Source organism: Paenarthrobacter sp. C1 (genome assembly GCF_049315185.1).
Taxonomy (GTDB): domain Bacteria; phylum Actinomycetota; class Actinomycetes; order Actinomycetales; family Micrococcaceae; genus Arthrobacter; species Arthrobacter nicotinovorans.
The window spans coordinates 1,617,263-1,634,668 of record NZ_CP186052.1 but is presented as its reverse complement, the minus strand read 5'-3'; the positions used below and the strand labels follow the sequence as shown (position 1 = coordinate 1,634,668).

15 protein-coding genes are annotated in these 17,406 nt (G+C 63.5%); 5 read left to right on the top strand and 10 right to left on the bottom strand.

The window, feature by feature from the left end; genetic code table 11:
• Positions 1-44 precede the first annotated feature (44 nt).
• Both ACNAOU_RS07740 and ACNAOU_RS07735 read left to right on the top strand, forming a co-directional pair.
• Positions 45-746 (top strand): ThuA domain-containing protein, encoded by a 702-nt coding sequence (locus ACNAOU_RS07740; protein WP_064723192.1) that lies wholly within the window; start codon positions 45-47, stop codon positions 744-746.
• Positions 731-1,852 (top strand): Gfo/Idh/MocA family protein, encoded by a 1,122-nt coding sequence (locus ACNAOU_RS07735; RefSeq protein ID WP_039240567.1) that lies wholly within the window; start codon positions 731-733, stop codon positions 1,850-1,852. Before ACNAOU_RS07740 ends, ACNAOU_RS07735 begins: the two co-directional genes overlap by 16 nt.
• 86 nt (positions 1,853-1,938) lie before the next feature.
• Here ACNAOU_RS07735 and ACNAOU_RS07730 read toward each other — a convergent pair whose 3' ends face one another.
• The 7 genes from ACNAOU_RS07730 to ACNAOU_RS07700 are packed head-to-tail and all read right to left on the bottom strand — an operon-like array spanning position 1,939 to position 9,871.
• Complete coding sequence (locus tag ACNAOU_RS07730; protein WP_039240565.1) at positions 1,939-2,766, bottom strand: HpcH/HpaI aldolase/citrate lyase family protein; 828 nt, start codon at positions 2,764-2,766, stop codon at positions 1,939-1,941.
• A gap of 39 nt (positions 2,767-2,805) precedes the next feature.
• Positions 2,806-3,300, bottom strand: coding sequence for a MaoC family dehydratase (locus ACNAOU_RS07725; protein WP_018779012.1), 495 nt, complete (start codon positions 3,298-3,300; stop codon positions 2,806-2,808).
• A complete protein-coding gene (locus ACNAOU_RS07720) occupies positions 3,297-4,049 on the bottom strand; it encodes a CoA transferase subunit B (protein WP_055977977.1) in 753 nt (250 codons plus the stop codon). The genes ACNAOU_RS07725 and ACNAOU_RS07720 overlap by 4 nt, the downstream gene beginning before the upstream one ends.
• Positions 4,049-4,831 (bottom strand): CoA transferase subunit A, encoded by a 783-nt coding sequence (locus ACNAOU_RS07715; RefSeq protein ID WP_018779010.1) that lies wholly within the window; start codon positions 4,829-4,831, stop codon positions 4,049-4,051. Before ACNAOU_RS07715 ends, ACNAOU_RS07720 begins: the two co-directional genes overlap by 1 nt.
• A gap of 38 nt (positions 4,832-4,869) precedes the next feature.
• Positions 4,870-6,033: an acyl-CoA dehydrogenase family protein gene (locus ACNAOU_RS07710; RefSeq protein ID WP_079582245.1), complete on the bottom strand. Its 1,164-nt coding sequence runs from the start codon at positions 6,031-6,033 to the stop codon at positions 4,870-4,872.
• Positions 6,030-8,258: a biotin carboxylase N-terminal domain-containing protein gene (locus ACNAOU_RS07705; RefSeq protein ID WP_422758381.1), complete on the bottom strand. Its 2,229-nt coding sequence runs from the start codon at positions 8,256-8,258 to the stop codon at positions 6,030-6,032. Before ACNAOU_RS07705 ends, ACNAOU_RS07710 begins: the two co-directional genes overlap by 4 nt.
• A gap of 2 nt (positions 8,259-8,260) precedes the next feature.
• Entirely contained in the window at positions 8,261-9,871 is a 1,611-nt protein-coding gene (locus tag ACNAOU_RS07700) for a carboxyl transferase domain-containing protein (RefSeq protein ID WP_422758380.1), read from the bottom strand.
• 140 nt (positions 9,872-10,011) lie between these two features.
• On the opposite strand from ACNAOU_RS07700, the gene ACNAOU_RS07695 reads away from it, so the two are divergent.
• The 3 genes from ACNAOU_RS07695 (at position 10,012) to ACNAOU_RS07685 (ending at position 13,694) form a co-directional block, all read left to right on the top strand.
• Complete coding sequence (locus ACNAOU_RS07695; RefSeq protein WP_422758379.1) at positions 10,012-10,644, top strand: TetR/AcrR family transcriptional regulator; 633 nt, start codon at positions 10,012-10,014, stop codon at positions 10,642-10,644.
• Positions 10,645-10,719: 75 nt separating this feature from the next.
• A complete protein-coding gene (locus tag ACNAOU_RS07690; protein ID WP_422758378.1) occupies positions 10,720-12,483 on the top strand; it encodes a DUF222 domain-containing protein in 1,764 nt (587 codons plus the stop codon).
• 338 nt (positions 12,484-12,821) lie between these two features.
• The gene (locus ACNAOU_RS07685) at positions 12,822-13,694 is read left to right on the top strand and encodes an NAD-dependent epimerase/dehydratase family protein (protein ID WP_018777504.1); all 873 of its coding nucleotides are present in this window, start codon (positions 12,822-12,824) and stop codon (positions 13,692-13,694) included.
• 110 nt (positions 13,695-13,804) lie between these two features.
• On the opposite strand, the gene ACNAOU_RS07680 is transcribed toward ACNAOU_RS07685, so the two are convergent.
• The 3 genes from ACNAOU_RS07680 to pdhA are packed head-to-tail and all read right to left on the bottom strand — an operon-like array spanning position 13,805 to position 17,384.
• On the bottom strand, positions 13,805-15,208 hold the full coding sequence (locus ACNAOU_RS07680) for a dihydrolipoamide acetyltransferase family protein (RefSeq protein ID WP_422758377.1): 1,404 nt from the start codon (positions 15,206-15,208) through the stop codon (positions 13,805-13,807).
• Complete coding sequence (locus ACNAOU_RS07675; RefSeq protein WP_039240487.1) at positions 15,205-16,215, bottom strand: alpha-ketoacid dehydrogenase subunit beta; 1,011 nt, start codon at positions 16,213-16,215, stop codon at positions 15,205-15,207. Before ACNAOU_RS07675 ends, ACNAOU_RS07680 begins: the two co-directional genes overlap by 4 nt.
• Positions 16,215-17,384: a pyruvate dehydrogenase (acetyl-transferring) E1 component subunit alpha gene (gene pdhA, locus ACNAOU_RS07670; RefSeq protein WP_422758376.1), complete on the bottom strand. Its 1,170-nt coding sequence runs from the start codon at positions 17,382-17,384 to the stop codon at positions 16,215-16,217. Before pdhA ends, ACNAOU_RS07675 begins: the two co-directional genes overlap by 1 nt.
• Positions 17,385-17,406 lie beyond the last annotated feature (22 nt).

The window sequence follows — 17,406 nt, the reverse complement described above, 5'->3', positions numbered from 1 at the left end:
CCCTACCCTGACTCCAACGAACACGCCCCGATACGAAGGAAACCATGACAAGCAATAACAAGACCGCGTTGGTGGTCCGCGGCGGCTGGGATGGACACCAGCCAATCGAGGCCACGGAGCTTTTCCTCCCCTATTTGCGGGACAACGGCTACGACGTCCGCGTCGAAGAGTCACCCAAGATATATGCCGACGCTGAATATATGGCCGGTGTGGACCTGATCGTCCAATGCATGACCATGTCCACCATCGAGAAGGACGAGTTCCAAGGGCTGCGGGCCGCCGTCGAAAACGGCACGGGACTGGCCGGCTGGCACGGCGGAATCGCCGATTCCTACCGCAACAACTCCGATTACCTCCATCTCATCGGTGGCCAGTTCGCCTGCCACCCGGGTAAGCACTCGGACGAACAGACCGGGGAGCAATCGGACAATTATGTTCCCTACACGGTGAACATGCTGCCCGCCGCAGCCGAACACCCCATTACCCAGGGAATTGGCGATTTTGACCTCGTCACGGAGCAGTACTGGGTTTTGAGCGACGACTACGTTGATGTCCTGGCCACCACCACCCAAAAGGTACGTGAGTGGGATCCTTGGAACCGCGAAGTTACCTCGCCGGCCATCTGGACACGCCAGTGGGGCAAGGGCAAAATCTTCGTCTGCACCCCCGGCCACAGGGTGGAAATCCTGCAGGACAGCAACGTCCGCACCATCATCGAAAGGGGCATGCTGTGGGCATCCCGCTGAACCCCGCCAAGCCGCTCAACGTCGGCATCATCGGCTGCGGCGCCATCATTGCCCAGTACCTGGCAAACTTCCGCCGGCTGGATTCGGTGAATCTGGTGGCCGTGGCAGACCTTGATCCCGCAAGGGCGCAGGCTGTGGCCGACTCCTACGAGGGCGTCAGGGCGCTGAGTGTGGACGGGCTTTTGGCTGCGGATGATGTCGAGCTGGTGCTGAACCTGACCATCCCGGCTGCTCACGCGGAGATCGCACTCAAGGCAATCGCCGCCGGCAAATCGGTGTACGGCGAAAAGCCCCTCGCAGCCACAACTACTGAGGCCAAGGAGGTACTTGAGGCTGCGTCCGCCGCGGGTGTCTTGGTTGGCTGTGCACCGGACACCGTCCTGGGTACCGGTATTCAAACTGCCCGCAAGGCGATCGACGACGGACTGATCGGTGCACCGGTTTCCGCCACAGCCACGATGGCAACTCCCGGACACGAACGCTGGCACCCGAACCCCGACTTCTACTACCAGCCCGGTGGTGGACCCCTGCTGGACATGGGCCCGTACTACGTATCCGCATTGGTCACGTTGCTGGGGCCCGTGGTGTCGGTGGTGGGGGCGGCCAGCCATACCCGAAACGAACGCACCATCGGCTCAGGTCCGCGGGAAGGGCAGAAGGTCCCGGTGGACATCGAGTCCCATGTCACCGGAGTACTGGTCCACGCTTCCGGGGCCCTGTCCACGCTCTTCATGAGCTTCGACGCCGTGAAGACCAAGAGTCCCAACATCGAAATCCACGGCGAAAAGGGGTCGTTGGTCGTCCCGGATCCGAATCATTTCGACGGGGATGTGCAGCTCTTCGCCCTTGGCGCCGAGGACTGGGAAACCCTCCCGGTTTCTGCGGGCTACAAGGACTCGGGCCGCGGCTTCGGCATCGCAGACCTCGCCGCGACACACGCCGGTGAGGAACCGCGGGCCGGTGGCCAGCTGGCCTTCCATGCACTGGACGTCATGGAATCGGTCCTCGCCTCGGCCAAGAGCGGGAAGGCCGAAGTCATCAAGAGCACGGTTGCCAGGCCCGCTGCCGTCGAACTCACTGAACTCGCGACGGCGGTTCACGCCTAAGGCGTCATACCGGACGCACACGAATTCGGCCCTTGTTCGCCCAGCAAACCGGTCTACGGTGGCTGCGCAACAAGGGCCGGTTCTGTTTAACGCCTGGCCCGGCGCAGCGTCGCTTCCGCATGCTTGAGAATGGGTCCGTCGATCATCTTGCCCTTGAACTGGAACACACCTGAGCCCGCGGCGGCCGCTGCTTCGAGGAGTTCTTCGGCTTGGGCAACAGCTTCGGGGGCAGGCGCATAAGCCTCCCGGACCACGGCCACCTGGTTGGGGTGGATGCACGCCTTCGCCCCGAATCCGCTGGCCACCGCGTCTGCGGACTCGGTCAGCAGGCCCGCCAAGTCCGGGATGTTCACGTACACGGAGTCGATTGCTTCCTTGCCGGCGGCTTTGGCTGCGAGCAGCACAGTGGAACGCGCGTGCAGTGCGACAGCGCGGTAGCCGCCGTCGTCGTTCCTGCTGGAGAGTCCGCCCAAGGAAGCCAGGAGGTCCTCCGCACCCCACATCATGGCAACGGTGTTGGGCTCCGCCGCGATGGCGGAAGCATTAACGATGCCTGATGCGGTTTCACACAGTGCGATGACGCTGTAGCCAGCCAGCGCCCGCAGCTGTTCTCCGCTTTCTGCTTTGGCCAGCATGACCGTCCGGTACGGCGTCTGTTCCAAGGCCTGGAGATCGAGTTCGAAGTCACGGGTTCCCACTGGATTCACGCGCACTATGGTCCGTTGGGGGTCCAGTTCCCCGGCACCCAGCTGCTTCAAAACAGCATCACGGGCCCGGGGCTTGTCCGCGGGAGCCACGGCATCCTCGAAGTCCAGGATGACCGCGTCCGCGCGGTCCGCGGCCTTGCCGAAACGCTCCGGCCGGTCGGCGGGGCAGAAGAGGAGGGCCGGGCCCATGGTGAAGGGAGAGTGCATGGATTTCCTTGCTGCTGGGCGTGCTGATTGCTGCGCGTACTAATGGTCGGCGAGGTTCGCGGCGTGCGCTTCCTTGGTCCACATCAGGCAGGTGCGGGTGGCCAGGGCTACCACGGTACCGTCCTGGTTGCGGCCCGTGTGCTGCATGGTCACCACGCCCTGTCCGGGCCGGGACGAAGACAAACGCTTTCCCGTGATCACCGTTTCCGTGTACAGCGTATCCCCGTGATACAGCGGGTGCGGGAACGTGACATCCGTCAGCCCCAACTGGGCAATGATGGTCCCCTGCGTCAGCTGTGTCACCGACTGCCCCACCATGGTGGACAGCGTGAACATGGAATTCATGAGGCGCTGACCGAACGGCTGTCCGGAACTCCAGGCAGCATCCAGATGGAGCGCCTGGGTGTTCATGGTCAACGTGGTGAAGAGAACGTTGTCCGTCTCCGTGACGGTGCGGCCGGGCTTGTGGGCGTAGATCACGCCTTCTTCGAGTTCGTCGAAGTAGAGTCCGCGTTGTTCCACGACCCGCGTCATACAGTGAGCTCCTGGTCCTCTTCGAACAGCTCGGCGCCTGTGGCCGCCAGGACGTCGTCAAGGGTGACGTTCGGGGCGAGCTCGCGCAACACCAACCGCGGATCACCTTCGTCCTTGACGACGTCAATCACCGCCAGGTCCGTGATGATCCTGTCCACACAGCCCTTGCCGGTGAGGGGAAGCGTGCAGCTCGGGACAATCTTTGGCCGGCCGTTGCGGTCGACGTGCTCCATCATGACGATGACCTTCTTGGCACCGAACACCAGGTCCATGGCGCCGCCCATGCCTTTGACCATCTTGCCGGGGATCATCCAGTTGGCAAGATCGCCGTTGGCAGCGACCTCCATCGCTCCCAGGACCGCCACGTCCACGTGTCCGCCGCGGATCATGCCGAACGAGGACGCCGAGTCGAAGAACGCAGCACCGGGGTTGGTTGTCACGGTCTCCTTGCCGGCATTGATGAGGTCGGGATCGACCCTGTCCTCGGTAGGGTACGGGCCAACTCCGAGGATGCCGTTCTCGGAGTGGAGGATGACCTCCACTCCGTCCGGGATGTAGTTGGGGATCAGGGTGGGCATCCCGATTCCCAGGTTCACGTACTGTCCGTTGACCAGTTCCTTGGCCACGCGGGCGGCCAGTTCGTTGCGGGTCCAGCCTTTTGCTTCGTGGTGTTCGACGTCGGCCCGCCGGTACTCGTGCCGTACTGCTTCGGGACGTGGCGGTAAGTCCTGATAAGTGTTGTCGGCCATCATGAAGCTCCTGTCTGTCCGTTTGTTGCGGAGATCAACGCGACGGTGCGCTTTTCGATCCGTTTCTCCGCAGCTCCTGCTACGACGACCCGCTGAACGAAGATACCCGGCGTGTGAATGTGCTCCGGATCCAACTCCCCCGGTTCCACGAGTTCCTCGACCTCGGCAATCGTCACCCGGGCCGCCATGGCACAGAGAGGGTTGAAGTTCATGGCCGTCGCATGGAAAACAAGGTTGCCGTGGCGGTCCCCCTTCCAGGCATGGACCAGCCCGAAGTCCGGGGTCAAAGACTCTTCCAGGACGTAGTCGCCATCCTTGAAAGCCCGCACCTCCTTCGGCGCCGAAGCAATCGCAACGTTGCCTTCGGCGTCGTACTTTTGCGGGAGGCCGCCTTCGGACACCTGGGTTCCCACGCCGGCCTTGGTATAAAAGGCCGGGATGCCTGCGCCGCCGGCGCGTAGCTTCTCCGCCAAGGTGCCCTGCGGGGTGAGGACAACTTCAAGCTCCCCCGCCAGATACTGCCGGGCAAACTCCTTGTTCTCGCCCACGTACGAACTGATGGTGCGGCGGATGCGGCCGTCCTTGAGGAGGATTCCCAGGCCCCAATCGTCCACGCCGCAGTTGTTGCTGACAGTTTCCAGGTCCGTGGTTCCCTGCTGATGAAGGGCTTCAATCAGGGAAACGGGGATACCGCATAAGCCAAAGCCCCCTACCGCGAGCGAGGCTCCGTCCGGGATGTCCTTCACCGCTTCGGCGGCGCTGGCAACAACCTTGTCAATCATCCTTGATCCTTCCCTGCCACTGCCGACCCAACGTACGGTTACAGACCCAGCTCGCGGGCGATGAGCATCAACTGGACTTCGGTGGTGCCTTCGCCGACCTCAAGGATCTTGGAGTCGCGGTAATGGCGTGCCACCGTGAATTCGTTGATGAAGCCATAGCCGCCGAACACCTGGGTGGCGTCCCGCGCGTTGTCCATGGCTGCCTCGCCTGCGACCATCTTAGCTATGGCTGCTTCGGTCTTGAACGGCTTGCCCGCCAGCATCCTCGCGGCTGCGTCGTAGTAGGCAAGGCGGGCTGTGTGGGCCCTGGCCTGCATGCGGGCGATCTTGAACTGGATGGCCTGGTACTTGCCGATGTTCTGTCCGAACGCGCTGCGCTCCTTGGCGTACTTCACGGACAGGTCCACGCAACCTTGGGCCGCACCCGTGGCCAGGGCAGCGATGGCGATCCGGCCCTCGTCCAGGATGGAGAGGAAGTTGGCATAGCCGCGGCCGCGCTCGCCCAACAGATTGGCTTCGGGAACCCGGACGTTGTCCAGGGTCAGCGGGTGGGTGTCCGACGCGTTCCACCCCACCTTGTTATAGGGCTTTTCTGCGGTAAACCCCGGCGTGTCCGTCGGCACCAGAATGGTGGAGATCTCCTTCTTGGTGCTGCCGTCGGCGTTCTCTTTCCGGCCTGTCACTGCCGTGACGGTGACCAGGGTGGTGATGTCCGTGCCGGAGTTGGTAATGAACTCCTTGTTGCCGTTGATGACCCACTCGCCGTTTTCCAGGTGGGCGTTGGTCTTGGTGCCGCCGGCGTCGGATCCGGCTTCACGCTCGGTCAACCCGAAACCGGCCAAGGACCGGCCGGATGCCAGCTGCGGCAGCCACTCCTGCTTCTGTTCTTCGGTGCCGAAGCGGTAAACCGGCATGGCCCCCAGCGATACTCCGGCTTCCAAAGTGATGGCCACGGACTGGTCTACGCGCCCCAACTGTTCCAACGCCAAGGCGAGCGCGAAGTAATCTCCGCCCATCCCGCCGAATTCTTCGGGGAACGGCAGGCCGAACAGGCCCATCTCCCCCATCTGCTTAACCACTTCGTAAGGGAAACTGTGCTCTTCGTCGTGCTTGGCGGAGACAGGGGCTACTACCTCGTCGGCGAACTCCCTGACGGAATCGCTGAGGTCCTGGTATTCCTCTGTCAGTTCAAACGTGCTCATGGCTGGACTTCCTTGTCTGGGATTTGGCCGTTGTCTGGGTTCTGGCTCTTGTCTGGGTTCCGGCCGTTGTTGGTGTCGCGGCCCGCGGTGGCCGTATCTTCCGCGGCGACCGCTGCATGGATGGTGGCGAGCACCTGGTCGGCTTTGACCAGATCGCCGGGTTTGCTGGTGAGGTGGACGGTTCCGGCGACGGACGCCACAAGTTGGTGCTCCATCTTCATGGCTTCAACAGCCAGGAGGACCTGTCCTTCCTCGACCACGTCACCGTTGGCCACGGACACGGAAACCACCGTCCCCGGCATGGGCGAGCGCACTTCCGGATCGGCTGCTCCTTCGACGCGCTGGATCCCCGCGAGCATCCGTTGCAGGCGCCCGGCCCGGTCAAGGACCTCAAGCCGGCAGGACCAGCCATCGTTGCCCACGAAGATCTCCCGTGCTGCGTCCGCCGTGGCCACCGCATAGGTGACCTGACCGCCGTCGAACTCCAGGGTTATCCCGGTCCCGCTGCGGTCGGCCACCCGCACGCCTACCGGTTCGCCGTCGTCGACCCTTGCCGTCACGGTGCCGGCTTTTTCGGTGACGGCGACCGTAGCCATAGCGGCGCCTGGGACGCCGAAGGTCGCGGTCCAGGCACCGGGAGCCCCGACCCGCCAAGCGTCGGCGCTCTTCCACGCATCTCCTGCGAGCGCCGGGGCCGGGCGGTCAAGCCACAGCGTCAGGGCGGCCGCGATCAGTTCCTTGGGGCCTGCGTGCCGGAACTCCATGGACGGCAGCTTGCGTTCAATCAACCCGGTGTCGAGGTGCCCGGCACGGACATCGGCGTCGTTGATCAGGAGTCGAAGGTACTCGACGTTCGTGTCCACGCCCAGCAAGGTGTAACGGCCCAGCGCAGCATCCAGCGTGTCCAGTGCGGCGGCCCTGTCCGCTCCCCACGCGATGACTTTGGCGAGCATGGGATCGTAGTCACCCGTGATCTGCAGCCCGTCCCGCATGGCGGAGTCGATCCGCACATTGGCATGGGCCTGCTGCTGACCGGACACCGCGGCGTCCGACGCGCCATGCTCAGCGAGTGCCACGATGCGCCCCATCGACGGCATGAAGTTCCGCTCTGGCACCTCCGCGTACACCCGCGCCTCCACGGCATGGCCTTGAAGTACGACGTCGGACTGCGCCACGGTGAGCACCTCACCGGCGGCGATCCTCACCTGCCATTCAACGAGGTCGATTCCCGTGACCAGCTCAGTGACGGGATGCTCCACCTGCAGCCGGGTGTTCATCTCCATGAAGAAGAACTCATCCGGATGTTCGTCGGACACCAGGAACTCGACGGTTCCGGCGCCGCTGTAATTGACCGAACGCGCTGCGTTGCAGGCCGCCTCGCCGATCCGCGCCCTGTGGGCAGCGCCGTCCGCCAGTGATTCGAAAAGCGCGGAGGGAGCTTCTTCGATGACCTTTTGGTGCCGTCGTTGCAGGGAACATTCGCGCTCGCCGAGGTGGATGACGTTTCCGTGGTTGTCGGCCAGGACCTGCACTTCGATGTGCCGGGGAGCCCGGATGAGCCGTTCCAGGAAGAGAGTGTCGTCACCGAAAGCGGACGCTGCGACGCGCCTCGCCGTCAGAAGCGTGGAGGCCAGGTCCTCGGCCCGTTCCACCACGTGCATACCCTTGCCACCGCCGCCTGCCGATGGCTTGATCAAGAGCGGGAAGCCGACTTCGGTGGCTGCTTCAATGAGATCCTGGTCAGTGAGTCCGGGCTTGGCGATGCCGGGAACGCAGGGAACGTCGTAGGCCATTACGTGGTTCTTGGACCGGATCTTGTCTCCCATCACTTCGATGGCACCGATACCGGGTCCGATGAACGTGATGCCGGCAGCGTCCAACGCTTTGGCGAACGCAACGTTCTCGGACAGGAAGCCGTAGCCCGGATGAACGGCCTCCGCTCCGCTGCGGCGGCACGCGTCGATGATGGCGTCGATCTTCAAGTAGCTGTCCGCAGGTGACGTTCCGCCAATGGCGACGGCCGTATCCGCCAGGCTGACGTGTTTGGCGTCCTTGTCCACTTCCGAATAGACGGCGACTGAGCGGATGCCCATGTCCCTTAGGGTTCGGATGACACGGCAGGCGATCTCACCTCGGTTGGCAACGAGGACGGCAGAAAAGGTCTGCGCTGAGACTGTGGGTTCTGTGGCTGTTGTTGGTTCTGTAGCTGTTGTTGGCAGGGTCATGGTCACATCCTGAAGAGGCCGAAAGAGGTCTCCGGCAGTGGCGGGCGGGAAACGACGTCGAGGGCCATGCCCAGAACCCGCCGCGTGTCAGCGGGGTCGATAATGCCGTCATCCCACAGCCGGGCGGTGGAGTAGTAGGGGCTGCCCTGGTCCTCGTACTGCTGCTTGATGGGGGCCTTGAAGGCTTCCTCGTCCTCGACGGACCATTTCTGGCCGGCGGCCTCGTATTGGTCCCTTTTGACTGTTGCCAGGACGCTGGAGGCCTGGTTTCCGCCCATGACGGAGATGCGGGCCGCGGGCCACATCCAGAGGAAACGCGGCGAATAAGCCCGGCCGCACATGGAGTAGTTTCCCGCGCCGAAGGAGCCGCCGATCACCACGGTCAGTTTCGGCACCCGGGCCGTCGCCACTGCCGTGACCATCTTGGCGCCGTTCTTGGCGATGCCGCCCTGTTCGTAGTCCTTTCCCACCATGAACCCGGAGAGATTCTGGAGGAAGACCAAGGGAATGCCCCGCTGATCGCACAGCTCAATGAAGTGGGCACCCTTCAACGACGACTCGCTGAAAAGGACTCCGTTGTTGGCCACGATCCCCACGGGGTGGCCATGCAGGTGCGCGAAACCGGTCACCAGGGTGGTGCCATAGTTCTTTTTGAACTCATGGAATTCGGAACCGTCCACGAGGCGTGCGATGACTTCCCGGACGTCATATTGGGCGTTGACGTCCGTGGGAACCACACCGTAGATCTCCGAGGGGTCGACGACGGGCGGCAGGACGACATCGAGCACGTCCCAGGCCGGCTGCGCCGGCTTCGGCAACGTCGCTACGATGTCCCGGACGATTTCCAGCGCATGCTGGTCGTTCTCGGCCAGGTGATCGGTGACCCCGGAGATCCTTGAGTGGACGTCGCCACCGCCCAGTTCCTCCGCGGTGACGATCTCGCCGATGGCTGCTTTGACCAGCGGAGGCCCGCCCAAAAAGATGGTGCCTTGGTTGCGGACGATGACTGTTTCGTCGCTCATTGCCGGGACGTAGGCACCGCCGGCAGTGCAGGAGCCCATCACGGAGGCGATCTGTGGGATCTTGGCCGCAGACATCCTGGCCTGGTTGTAGAAGATCCGGCCAAAGTGTTCCTTGTCCGGGAAGACCTCGTCCTGCTTGGGCAGGAACGCTCCCCCGGAATCCACCAGGTAGATGCACGGAAGCTTGTTCTCCAGGGCAATCTCTTGGGCCCTGAGGTGCTTCTTCACGGTCATCGGGTAGTACGTACCGCCCTTGACCGTCGCATCATTGGAGATCACCAGGACGTGCCGGCCATGGACCAGGCCGATGCCGGCGATCACCCCGGCGCCTGGTGAATCGTCGTTGTACATGCCATTGGCGGCAAGAGGCGCGATCTCAAGGAACGGGCTGCCCTCATCCAACAGGAAATCAATGCGCTCCCTCGGCAGGAGCTTTCCCCGGGCAACGTGCCGCTCCCGGGATTTGGCCGGTCCACCCAATGCTGCCGTGGCGAGGCGCTCCTTCAGTTCCTCCACCAAGGCACACTGTGCCTCCTGGTTGGCTTCGAAGGTGCCGGCGGCAGCTCCCGTCAGGCTGGCAATTGTCTCCATCGACCCCTGTTCCATTCCCGGCCTACGGCCATTTCGGTTAGTGTCATGTAACTGAAATTTAGGTTAGTCTTTATTAACTGACATGTCCAGCACAGCGGGGCTCCTGCCGCCTGCGTTGGGACGGGCACGAGGAGGACACCATGACAGCAAGCCCGGAAGCACACGCCGAAGGCTCCCGTCCCGCCACAACCCAGCGGAGCCAAGCCAAAGAGCTCCGCCGGTTGGCACTGCTGTCAGCCGCAGCCGGACTCTTCGCGGACAACGGATTCAGCCGCGTATCCCTGGAAGACCTGGGAGCCGCGGCCGGTGTAAGCGGACCGGCGGTGTACCGGCACTTTCCGGGAAAACAGGCGGTTCTGGGTGAACTGCTCCTCAGTGTCAGCCGCGACCTCCTGGAGGGCGGCCGTCGCGTTGTTGCGGAAGCCGGCAGCCCAGCGGACGCCCTGAAAGCCCTGGTGAAATTCCAGGTGGACTTCGCCCTGAGCAATCCGGATGTCATCCGGGTACAGGACCGTGATTTCGCCAGCCTCACTGAGGCAGATCAGGCCGAGGTCCGCTCCCTGCAACGCAGTTATGTAGAGACCTGGGTGGATGTTCTGGCCCGGATTCATGCCGACGCGGACATCGCAGGCCTGCGCGTCCGGGCACACGCAGCCTTCGGGTTGATCAACTCCACCCCGCATTCGGTCCGGCATCACGGCCGCAGGATCGCAGTGAAATCAGCCAGGCCCATACTGGAGCAGATGGCCTTGGCGGCGCTGACATCTGCCTAAGTGTGCAGTTTCCGGAACGCGCAGCCGACAGGGTGAAGCGCTAATAATGTCAGACCCTGGTGAAAAGCTTTATGCATGGAAGCTTTGGGGCAACTGACAGCAGCGCGGGTGGCGTCGTCACCTGCTGTCGCTGCCCTGACTGCGAGCTGCTCACGGCAATCCCCAGGCAATCTCCAGTGGATCAAGGGTTCGACGGCGGTAGCCACCGCTATCGGCCACTTCCACGGCGTTGGACTACTCAGCCGCGAGGGCACCACCTCCAGGGGTTCCGACGGCGGGAAACCTGCTGCGCCTGCGGGGCCGGATCTCGCGGCACTTCTTGAGGACGGACAGGCTCTTCTGGACACCGCACGGTTGTCGTTTGCCGAGCAGGCACCCTTGTTCGATCTAGCACAGGCTGCTGACCTTGCCGGCAGGATCGAGGACCTCTCGCGGTCGATCGAGTACCTCCAGGTCGTCGCACCGCAGGCTGTGGAGCGGACCCGGTCCGAGGCGCAGCGTGCGGTGCCGGCACAGCAGCCCGGACAGTCCCCGGCGTCCGGCGCCCAGGAATGGCGGACGGGGTGGACCGAGCCAGCCGGTGAGTCGGAAGGTGGCGGTGGCGGTGACTCCTGCGGTGACGGTGCTGGTGGTGGCAGTGTTTTGGATGATGGGTACCGGAACGCGGCGGAGTTCCTGCGGGCCCGGTTGCGGATCGGGATCGGCGAAGCACGGCGCAGGCTCGCCCTCGCCACCGATGTCCTGCCCGGGGCCGGAATAACCGGCCAGGAAATCCCGGCCCGTCGTCAAAGACTCGCCGACGCCCTCCACACCGGACAGGTCCCGTCCCGGTCCGCGACGATCATCAGCACCGCCCTGGACAAAGCCCAACACTTCACCGACCCGGACACCCTCACCGGCATGGAACACGCCCTCACCACCACCGCCACTCAATCCGACCCCGACTTCGTCACCACAATGGCCAACCGCTGGATCGACCACATCGACCACAACGGCCCCGAACCCACCGAAGAAGCCCTCCGCCACGTCCAAGGCGCGTTCCTCCGACGCCGACGCCGCCACGGACTCCACCACCTGGAAATCTTCGCCACCACCGAACAATACGAAACCCTCACCACCGCCATGAACGCCGCCACCAACCCACGACTCACCAACACCACAAACACCCAAACCGGCACCACCGGCACTCAGCTGGACCGGCGCTCCCGCGCCCAGAAACTCCTCGACGGCCTCGTCGGAGCCTGCGCCGTGGCCATGACCACCGGGAAACTGCCCAGCAACGGCGGACTCCGACCCCAACTCACCGTCACCATCGACCACCACGACCTCTTCCAACAACTCACCCACACCACCACGAGCGCCACCGAAGAAACCAACACCCCGAGTCAGCCGCGCCTCCGGAACACTGTCAGTACCGGCACCGCGACCTTCACCGGCCCGATCCACCCCAACACCATCCGCAAAATCGCCTGCGACGCCGACATCCTGCCCGTCCTGCTCGGCACCGACTCCCAAATACTCGACATCGGCCGCACCACCCGGATCTTCCCACCCCACATCCGCAAAGCCATCACCGCCCGCGACGGCGGCTGCGCGTTCCCCGACTGCACCCTCCCCGCACCCTGGTGCGAAGCCCACCACATCACCTACTGGTCACAAGGCGGCACCACAGGAACAAACAACGCCACCCTGCTCTGCTCCCACCACCACCACCTCATCCACAAAGAACACTGGCGCATCACCATCCAAAACGGCGTCCCCTGGTTCATCCCCCCACCCCACATCGACCCCCACCAAACACCCCGACGCAACCACCACCACACACCACCCAAAACATGACACCGGGCGGGAAAACGTGACCCCGGGGCGGGAAAACCAATACGCATCCCAATGCCCGCGCGCCTAAGACAGGCCCAAGACGCAGCTAAACAGGAGCCCGAACGGGCGCCGGACATGCCCCCCGGACATGCACTGCTCCCAACGCGCTGGCCACGACAGCTGCCGTCGTTCGCACGCCTGCACTGCCACGCACGTGGGTCGCTCCGGTATTCCTAGGACTCACAGAGCCTGCCTTAGGGGCTGCGCACGGCACGCGTGCGGCCTAGGCTGGAAAACCGAACCCCGCTGGAAAGCACACTGCAGCAGGGCAAGGTCCAGCCACGATCAAGGAGCACACCATGAGGATTGCCGTCACCGGCGGAAGCGGGAAACTGGGCAGGAGCGTGGTGCGTCGCCTCACGCAGGATGGCCACCAGGTTCTCAATATGGACCGGGCCGGCACACGCGGACGAGGCTACGTCAGCGTGGACCTTCGGAACTACGGACAGGTCCTGGACGTCATTCTGGGCCTGGATGACCAACATGACGGCCTCGATGCAATAGTTCACCTGGCCGCCATCCCAGCGCCGGGCCTCGCGCCCGACGCCGCGATCTTCGAAAACAACATGGTCTCCACCTACAACGTTTTCCAGGCAGCACGGCGTGCCGGCATCAAAAAAGTGGTCTATGCCTCCAGCGAGACCGTCCTTGGCCTCCCCTTCGACATCGACCCTCCCTACATTCCGGTCGATGAGGAGTACCCCGCCCGGCCGGAAAGCACGTACTCACTGGTGAAGCACCTCGAGGAGCAGATGGCCATCCAGCTGACGCGGTGGGATCCCGACCTGAGCATCACGGCGCTTCGTTTCTCCAATGTCATGGACCCCGAGGACTACGATGCCTTCCCGTCCTTCGACGCCGACGCCACACTGCGCAAATGGAACCTTTGGGGCTACATCGATGCCCGGGACGGGGCCCTGGCCGTGGTGCGTGCTCTGGAACACGGGGAACCGGGATTCGAGACGTTCATCATCGCCGCGGCCGATACCGTGATGAGCCGCAGCAGCGCTGAGTTGGCAGCGGAAGTCTTCCCCGGCGTCGAGGTTCTCAAGGAGCTGGGCGAGCACGAAACCATGCTGTCGATCGACAAGGCGCGCAAACTGTTGGGCTTCGAACCTGAGCACAGCTGGCGCAACGTCCACTCCAACCGCACCACTCCCACCGAGGACTAACGCTCAGCACGGACGCGGCACCATTGTGCCCCGACGCGCGACGGCCCATCCCCTGGCTGCAGTTTCCTGCATGCACTCGTAAGGGGATGGGCCGCCGCAGCTTGGGAGCGTCAGATCATGGTCATGACCATGGCGGGGTCGGACAGGATGGCGCCCAGGTCCGCCAGGAACCGCGAGCCTTGTTCCCCGTCCACCAGCCGGTGGTCGAAGGACAGGCTAAGGGACATGACCTGGCGCACTGCCAGCTCATCGTTCACCACCCATGGCGCCTTCCTGACAGCACCAAGGGCCACAATCGCGGCCTCGCCCGGATTGAGGATCGGCGTGCCCGCGTCGATCCCGAACACGCCGATGTTCGTGATCGAGATCGTGCCACCGGAGAGATCGGACGGAGACGTCTTGCCTGCCCGCGCCGTGTCGGTGAGCTGGGTCAACGCAGTGGAGAGCTCGCGCAGCGACAGTTGGTCAGCGTCCTTGATGTTCGGGACGGTCAGGCCCCGCGGCGTCGCGGCCGCGATACCCAGGTTCACATAGTTGAACTGGACAATCTCCTGGTTTGCCTCATCCCAGCGGGAGTTCAGCGAGGGATTGTTCCGCAGGGCCACCAGGACCGCCTTGGCCGCGATGGTCAGCGGCGTCAGTTTGAAGCCTTCGAAGGTCCTGTTGCCCTTGAGCCTGGCCAGCAATTCCATGGTCGCGGTGACATCCACTGTCAGGAATTCCGTGACATGCGGTGCCGTAAAGGCGCTCTGCACCATGGCAGCGGCGGTGAACTTCCGGACTCCCTTGATGGGCGTGCGGGTTTCCCGCTCGCCCTGCCCTGCAGCAACCGGCGCCACGGCAAGCTCATCCGCTGTGCCGGAGAAGTTCTGGACATCCTCGCGGGTAATAAGTCCGCCCGGGCCGGTTCCTGGCACCAGTTCCAGGTCGATCCCGAGGTCGCGGGCCAACTTGCGCACCGGAGGCGTGGACCTCGGACGCTCCCCCGAGACCTCCGCCTGCGGCTCGGCGACCGGTTCCGGGATCGCCGGAACTTCCGCCTGCACCGTAGCCTGCACTGCTGCGGGCGCCTGAACGCGGGCACGTCGCGTTGGACGTCCGGAGTGTTCGACGACGGCACCGTAACCCACCAGGTTCGGCTCACGTTTCGCGGGGGTCCCCACCGCTTCAACACCGCTGGCGGCAGGCGCACCATGCGCAGAGGCCCCGACGGCGGACCCGGCACCAGCGGTCGGAGAGCCAGCCCCGTTGGAGGACCCGGCGTCGTCGACTTCGAAAGAGACGATCGGCTTCCCGACCTCCACGACCGTTCCGGGCTGCTCGTGAAGCGCGGCCACCGTGCCTGCAAATGGTGACGGCAACTCCACCACGGCTTTGGCGGTTTCGACCTCGGCGATGACCTGGTTCAACGTGACAGTGTCGCCCACTGCCACCTTCCAACTCAGGATTTCCGATTCCGTCAGCCCCTCACCCAAATCCGGGAGCCTGAATTCCTTGATCATGGTGGCGGTCATCCTTCCAGTCCACTCAGGGAGTTGGGGCGGCCGAGGGCGCGATCCACGCCGTCGAGGATCCTGTCCAGATCCGGCAAGTGGTGCATTTCGAGCTTGGAGTAGGGATACGGCACGTCAAAGCCGGTAATCCGGACTGGCGCGGACTCCAGGTAGTTGAAGCAGCGTTCCGTAATGCTCGCCGCGATCTCCGCGCCAACGCCACCGGATTGTCCTGCTTCGTGGGTGATCACGAGTCGTCCCGTCTTGCGGACGGAGGCTTCCACTACCGGGTAATCCACTGGGGCCAATGACCGGAGATCGATCACTTCAACCGATATGCCTTCGTCAGCGGCGGCCAAGGCGGCATCCTTCGCTGTTTTGACCAGCGGACCGTACGCAATCAGGGTGACGTCGGAGCCGGCGTTGACGACAGCAGCCTTATCCAGGGGCAATGCCGTGGCGAGGTCGAGCGACTCATCCACATCACCCTTGTCGTGGTAGCGCCTCTTGGGCTCAAAGTAGAGGACGGGGTCGTCCGATGCAATGGCCTGCTGGATCATCGTGTAGGCATCCTGGGGGTTGGAAACGGCCACGACGCGCAAACCCGAAGTGTGGGTGAAGTAGGCTTCCGGCGATTCGGAATGGTGTTCAGGCGATCCGATCCCGCCGCCAAAAGGCACCCGGATAGTGATGGGCATCTTGACGCGCCCCTGGGTGCGGTAATGCATCTTGGCTACCTGGCTGACGATTTGGTCGAACGCAGGGTAGATGAAACCGTCGAACTGGATCTCGCACACAGGGCGGTAACCGCGGTAGGCCAACCCCACTGCGGTGCCTATAATCCCGGACTCGGCCAGGGGAGAATCAATAACGCGGTGCTTTCCAAAGTCTTTCTGCAGCCCGTCGGTGACACGGAAAACGCCACCAAGGGAGCCAATGTCCTCACCCATGAGGACCACTTTGGGATCATTTTCGAGCGATTTCCGGAGGCCGGCATTGATTGCCCGGGCAAAAGTGAGCTTGGACATCAGAGTGCACCTTCCTCGACGGGCTGGTTGAAACTGTTCAGGTAGCGGGAGTAGTGGTCCTTCTGGCGCTCGATCCAGGAATTCGGAGTGCTGTAGACGTGGTTGAACACGTCCAATGGCTGCGGGTCGGGCATGCCAATGCAGCTCGAACGGAGATCGGCCGCAACGGCATCGGCCTTGGCTTTGACGCGGGCTTCCACATCCTCCGTGAGCAGGCCCTTGGCCTGCAGGAGCTTCCGGAGCCTAAGAATCGGGTCCTTGGCAGCCCAATCCTCCAGCTCAATCGGATCACGGTAGCGGGTGGGGTCATCAGCGGTAGTGTGCGGACCCATTCGGTAGGTGACGGCTTCAATGAAGGTTGGTCCCCCGCCCTTGCGCGCCCGGTCAAGCGCCACACGAGTGGCCGCCATGACAGCCAGGACATCGTTGCCGTCCACGCGCATGCTGGGAATACCAAAGCCAGTGGGCCTGTCGGCCAACTGAACGTGCGACTGGATGCGCACGGGCTCCGAAATTGCCCAGTGGTTGTTCTGGCAGAAGAACACCACAGGAGCTTGGTAGCTGGCTGCGAACACCATGGCCTCGTTGACATCGCCTTCGCTCGTGGCGCCGTCGCCGAAGTACGCGAGGACTGCCGTGTTGGCTCCGTCCAGCTGCACACCCATTGCGTAGCCCGTAGCGTGCAGGCTCTGGGAACCAATGATGATCTGGGGAGTCGCCAGGTTGATGCGCTGCGGGTCCCAACCGTACGAAGCGTTACCACGCCAGACTCGCGCGATCTCGGAAAGATGGGCACCCCGGACGTAGGCCACTCCGCTTTCCCGGTAGCTCGGGAAGACGAAGTCGTCGTCGCGCAGAGAACGGCTTGAACCGATCTGTGCCGCTTCCTGGCCAAGGAGCGGCGGCCACAAGGCCAGTTCACCCTGGCGTTGGAGTGCCGTGGCTTCTGCGTCGATACGGCGGATGACGGTCATGTCCTCGTAGAGCGAGCACAATTGTTCGTCGCCGACATCCTTAACCCATAGATCAAACTCGGGATGGCTGATGCGCTCGCCGTCCGGAGACACCAACTGGAGCAAATCGCCGCCAGTCCGCAAGGAGATATGTGCACTTTGTTCCGGGCCCGGAGCATCATGTCGCACTCCCTTGCCCGCCTGATCCGTCAACACAGGTGATCGCAACCTTCCGGCT

What these genes read in the sequence shown, in the direction of transcription:
- ACNAOU_RS07740 (WP_064723192.1), top strand. Translation starts at nt 45, where the DNA reads ATGACAAGCAATAACAAGACCGCGTTGGTGGTCCGCGGCGGCTGGGAT.
- ACNAOU_RS07730 (WP_039240565.1), bottom strand. Translation starts at nt 2,766, where the DNA reads ATGCACTCTCCCTTCACCATGGGCCCGGCCCTCCTCTTCTGCCCCGCC.
- ACNAOU_RS07725 (WP_018779012.1), bottom strand. Translation starts at nt 3,300, where the DNA reads ATGACGCGGGTCGTGGAACAACGCGGACTCTACTTCGACGAACTCGAA.
- ACNAOU_RS07720 (WP_055977977.1), bottom strand. Translation starts at nt 4,049, where the DNA reads ATGGCCGACAACACTTATCAGGACTTACCGCCACGTCCCGAAGCAGTA.
- ACNAOU_RS07715 (WP_018779010.1), bottom strand. Translation starts at nt 4,831, where the DNA reads ATGATTGACAAGGTTGTTGCCAGCGCCGCCGAAGCGGTGAAGGACATC.
- ACNAOU_RS07710 (WP_079582245.1), bottom strand. Translation starts at nt 6,033, where the DNA reads ATGAGCACGTTTGAACTGACAGAGGAATACCAGGACCTCAGCGATTCC.
- ACNAOU_RS07705 (WP_422758381.1), bottom strand. Translation starts at nt 8,258, where the DNA reads ATGACCCTGCCAACAACAGCTACAGAACCAACAACAGCCACAGAACCC.
- ACNAOU_RS07700 (WP_422758380.1), bottom strand. Translation starts at nt 9,871, where the DNA reads ATGGAGACAATTGCCAGCCTGACGGGAGCTGCCGCCGGCACCTTCGAA.
- ACNAOU_RS07695 (WP_422758379.1), top strand. Translation starts at nt 10,012, where the DNA reads ATGACAGCAAGCCCGGAAGCACACGCCGAAGGCTCCCGTCCCGCCACA.
- ACNAOU_RS07690 (WP_422758378.1), top strand. Translation starts at nt 10,720, where the DNA reads ATGGAAGCTTTGGGGCAACTGACAGCAGCGCGGGTGGCGTCGTCACCT.
- ACNAOU_RS07685 (WP_018777504.1), top strand. Translation starts at nt 12,822, where the DNA reads ATGAGGATTGCCGTCACCGGCGGAAGCGGGAAACTGGGCAGGAGCGTG.
- ACNAOU_RS07680 (WP_422758377.1), bottom strand. Translation starts at nt 15,208, where the DNA reads ATGACCGCCACCATGATCAAGGAATTCAGGCTCCCGGATTTGGGTGAG.
- ACNAOU_RS07675 (WP_039240487.1), bottom strand. Translation starts at nt 16,215, where the DNA reads ATGTCCAAGCTCACTTTTGCCCGGGCAATCAATGCCGGCCTCCGGAAA.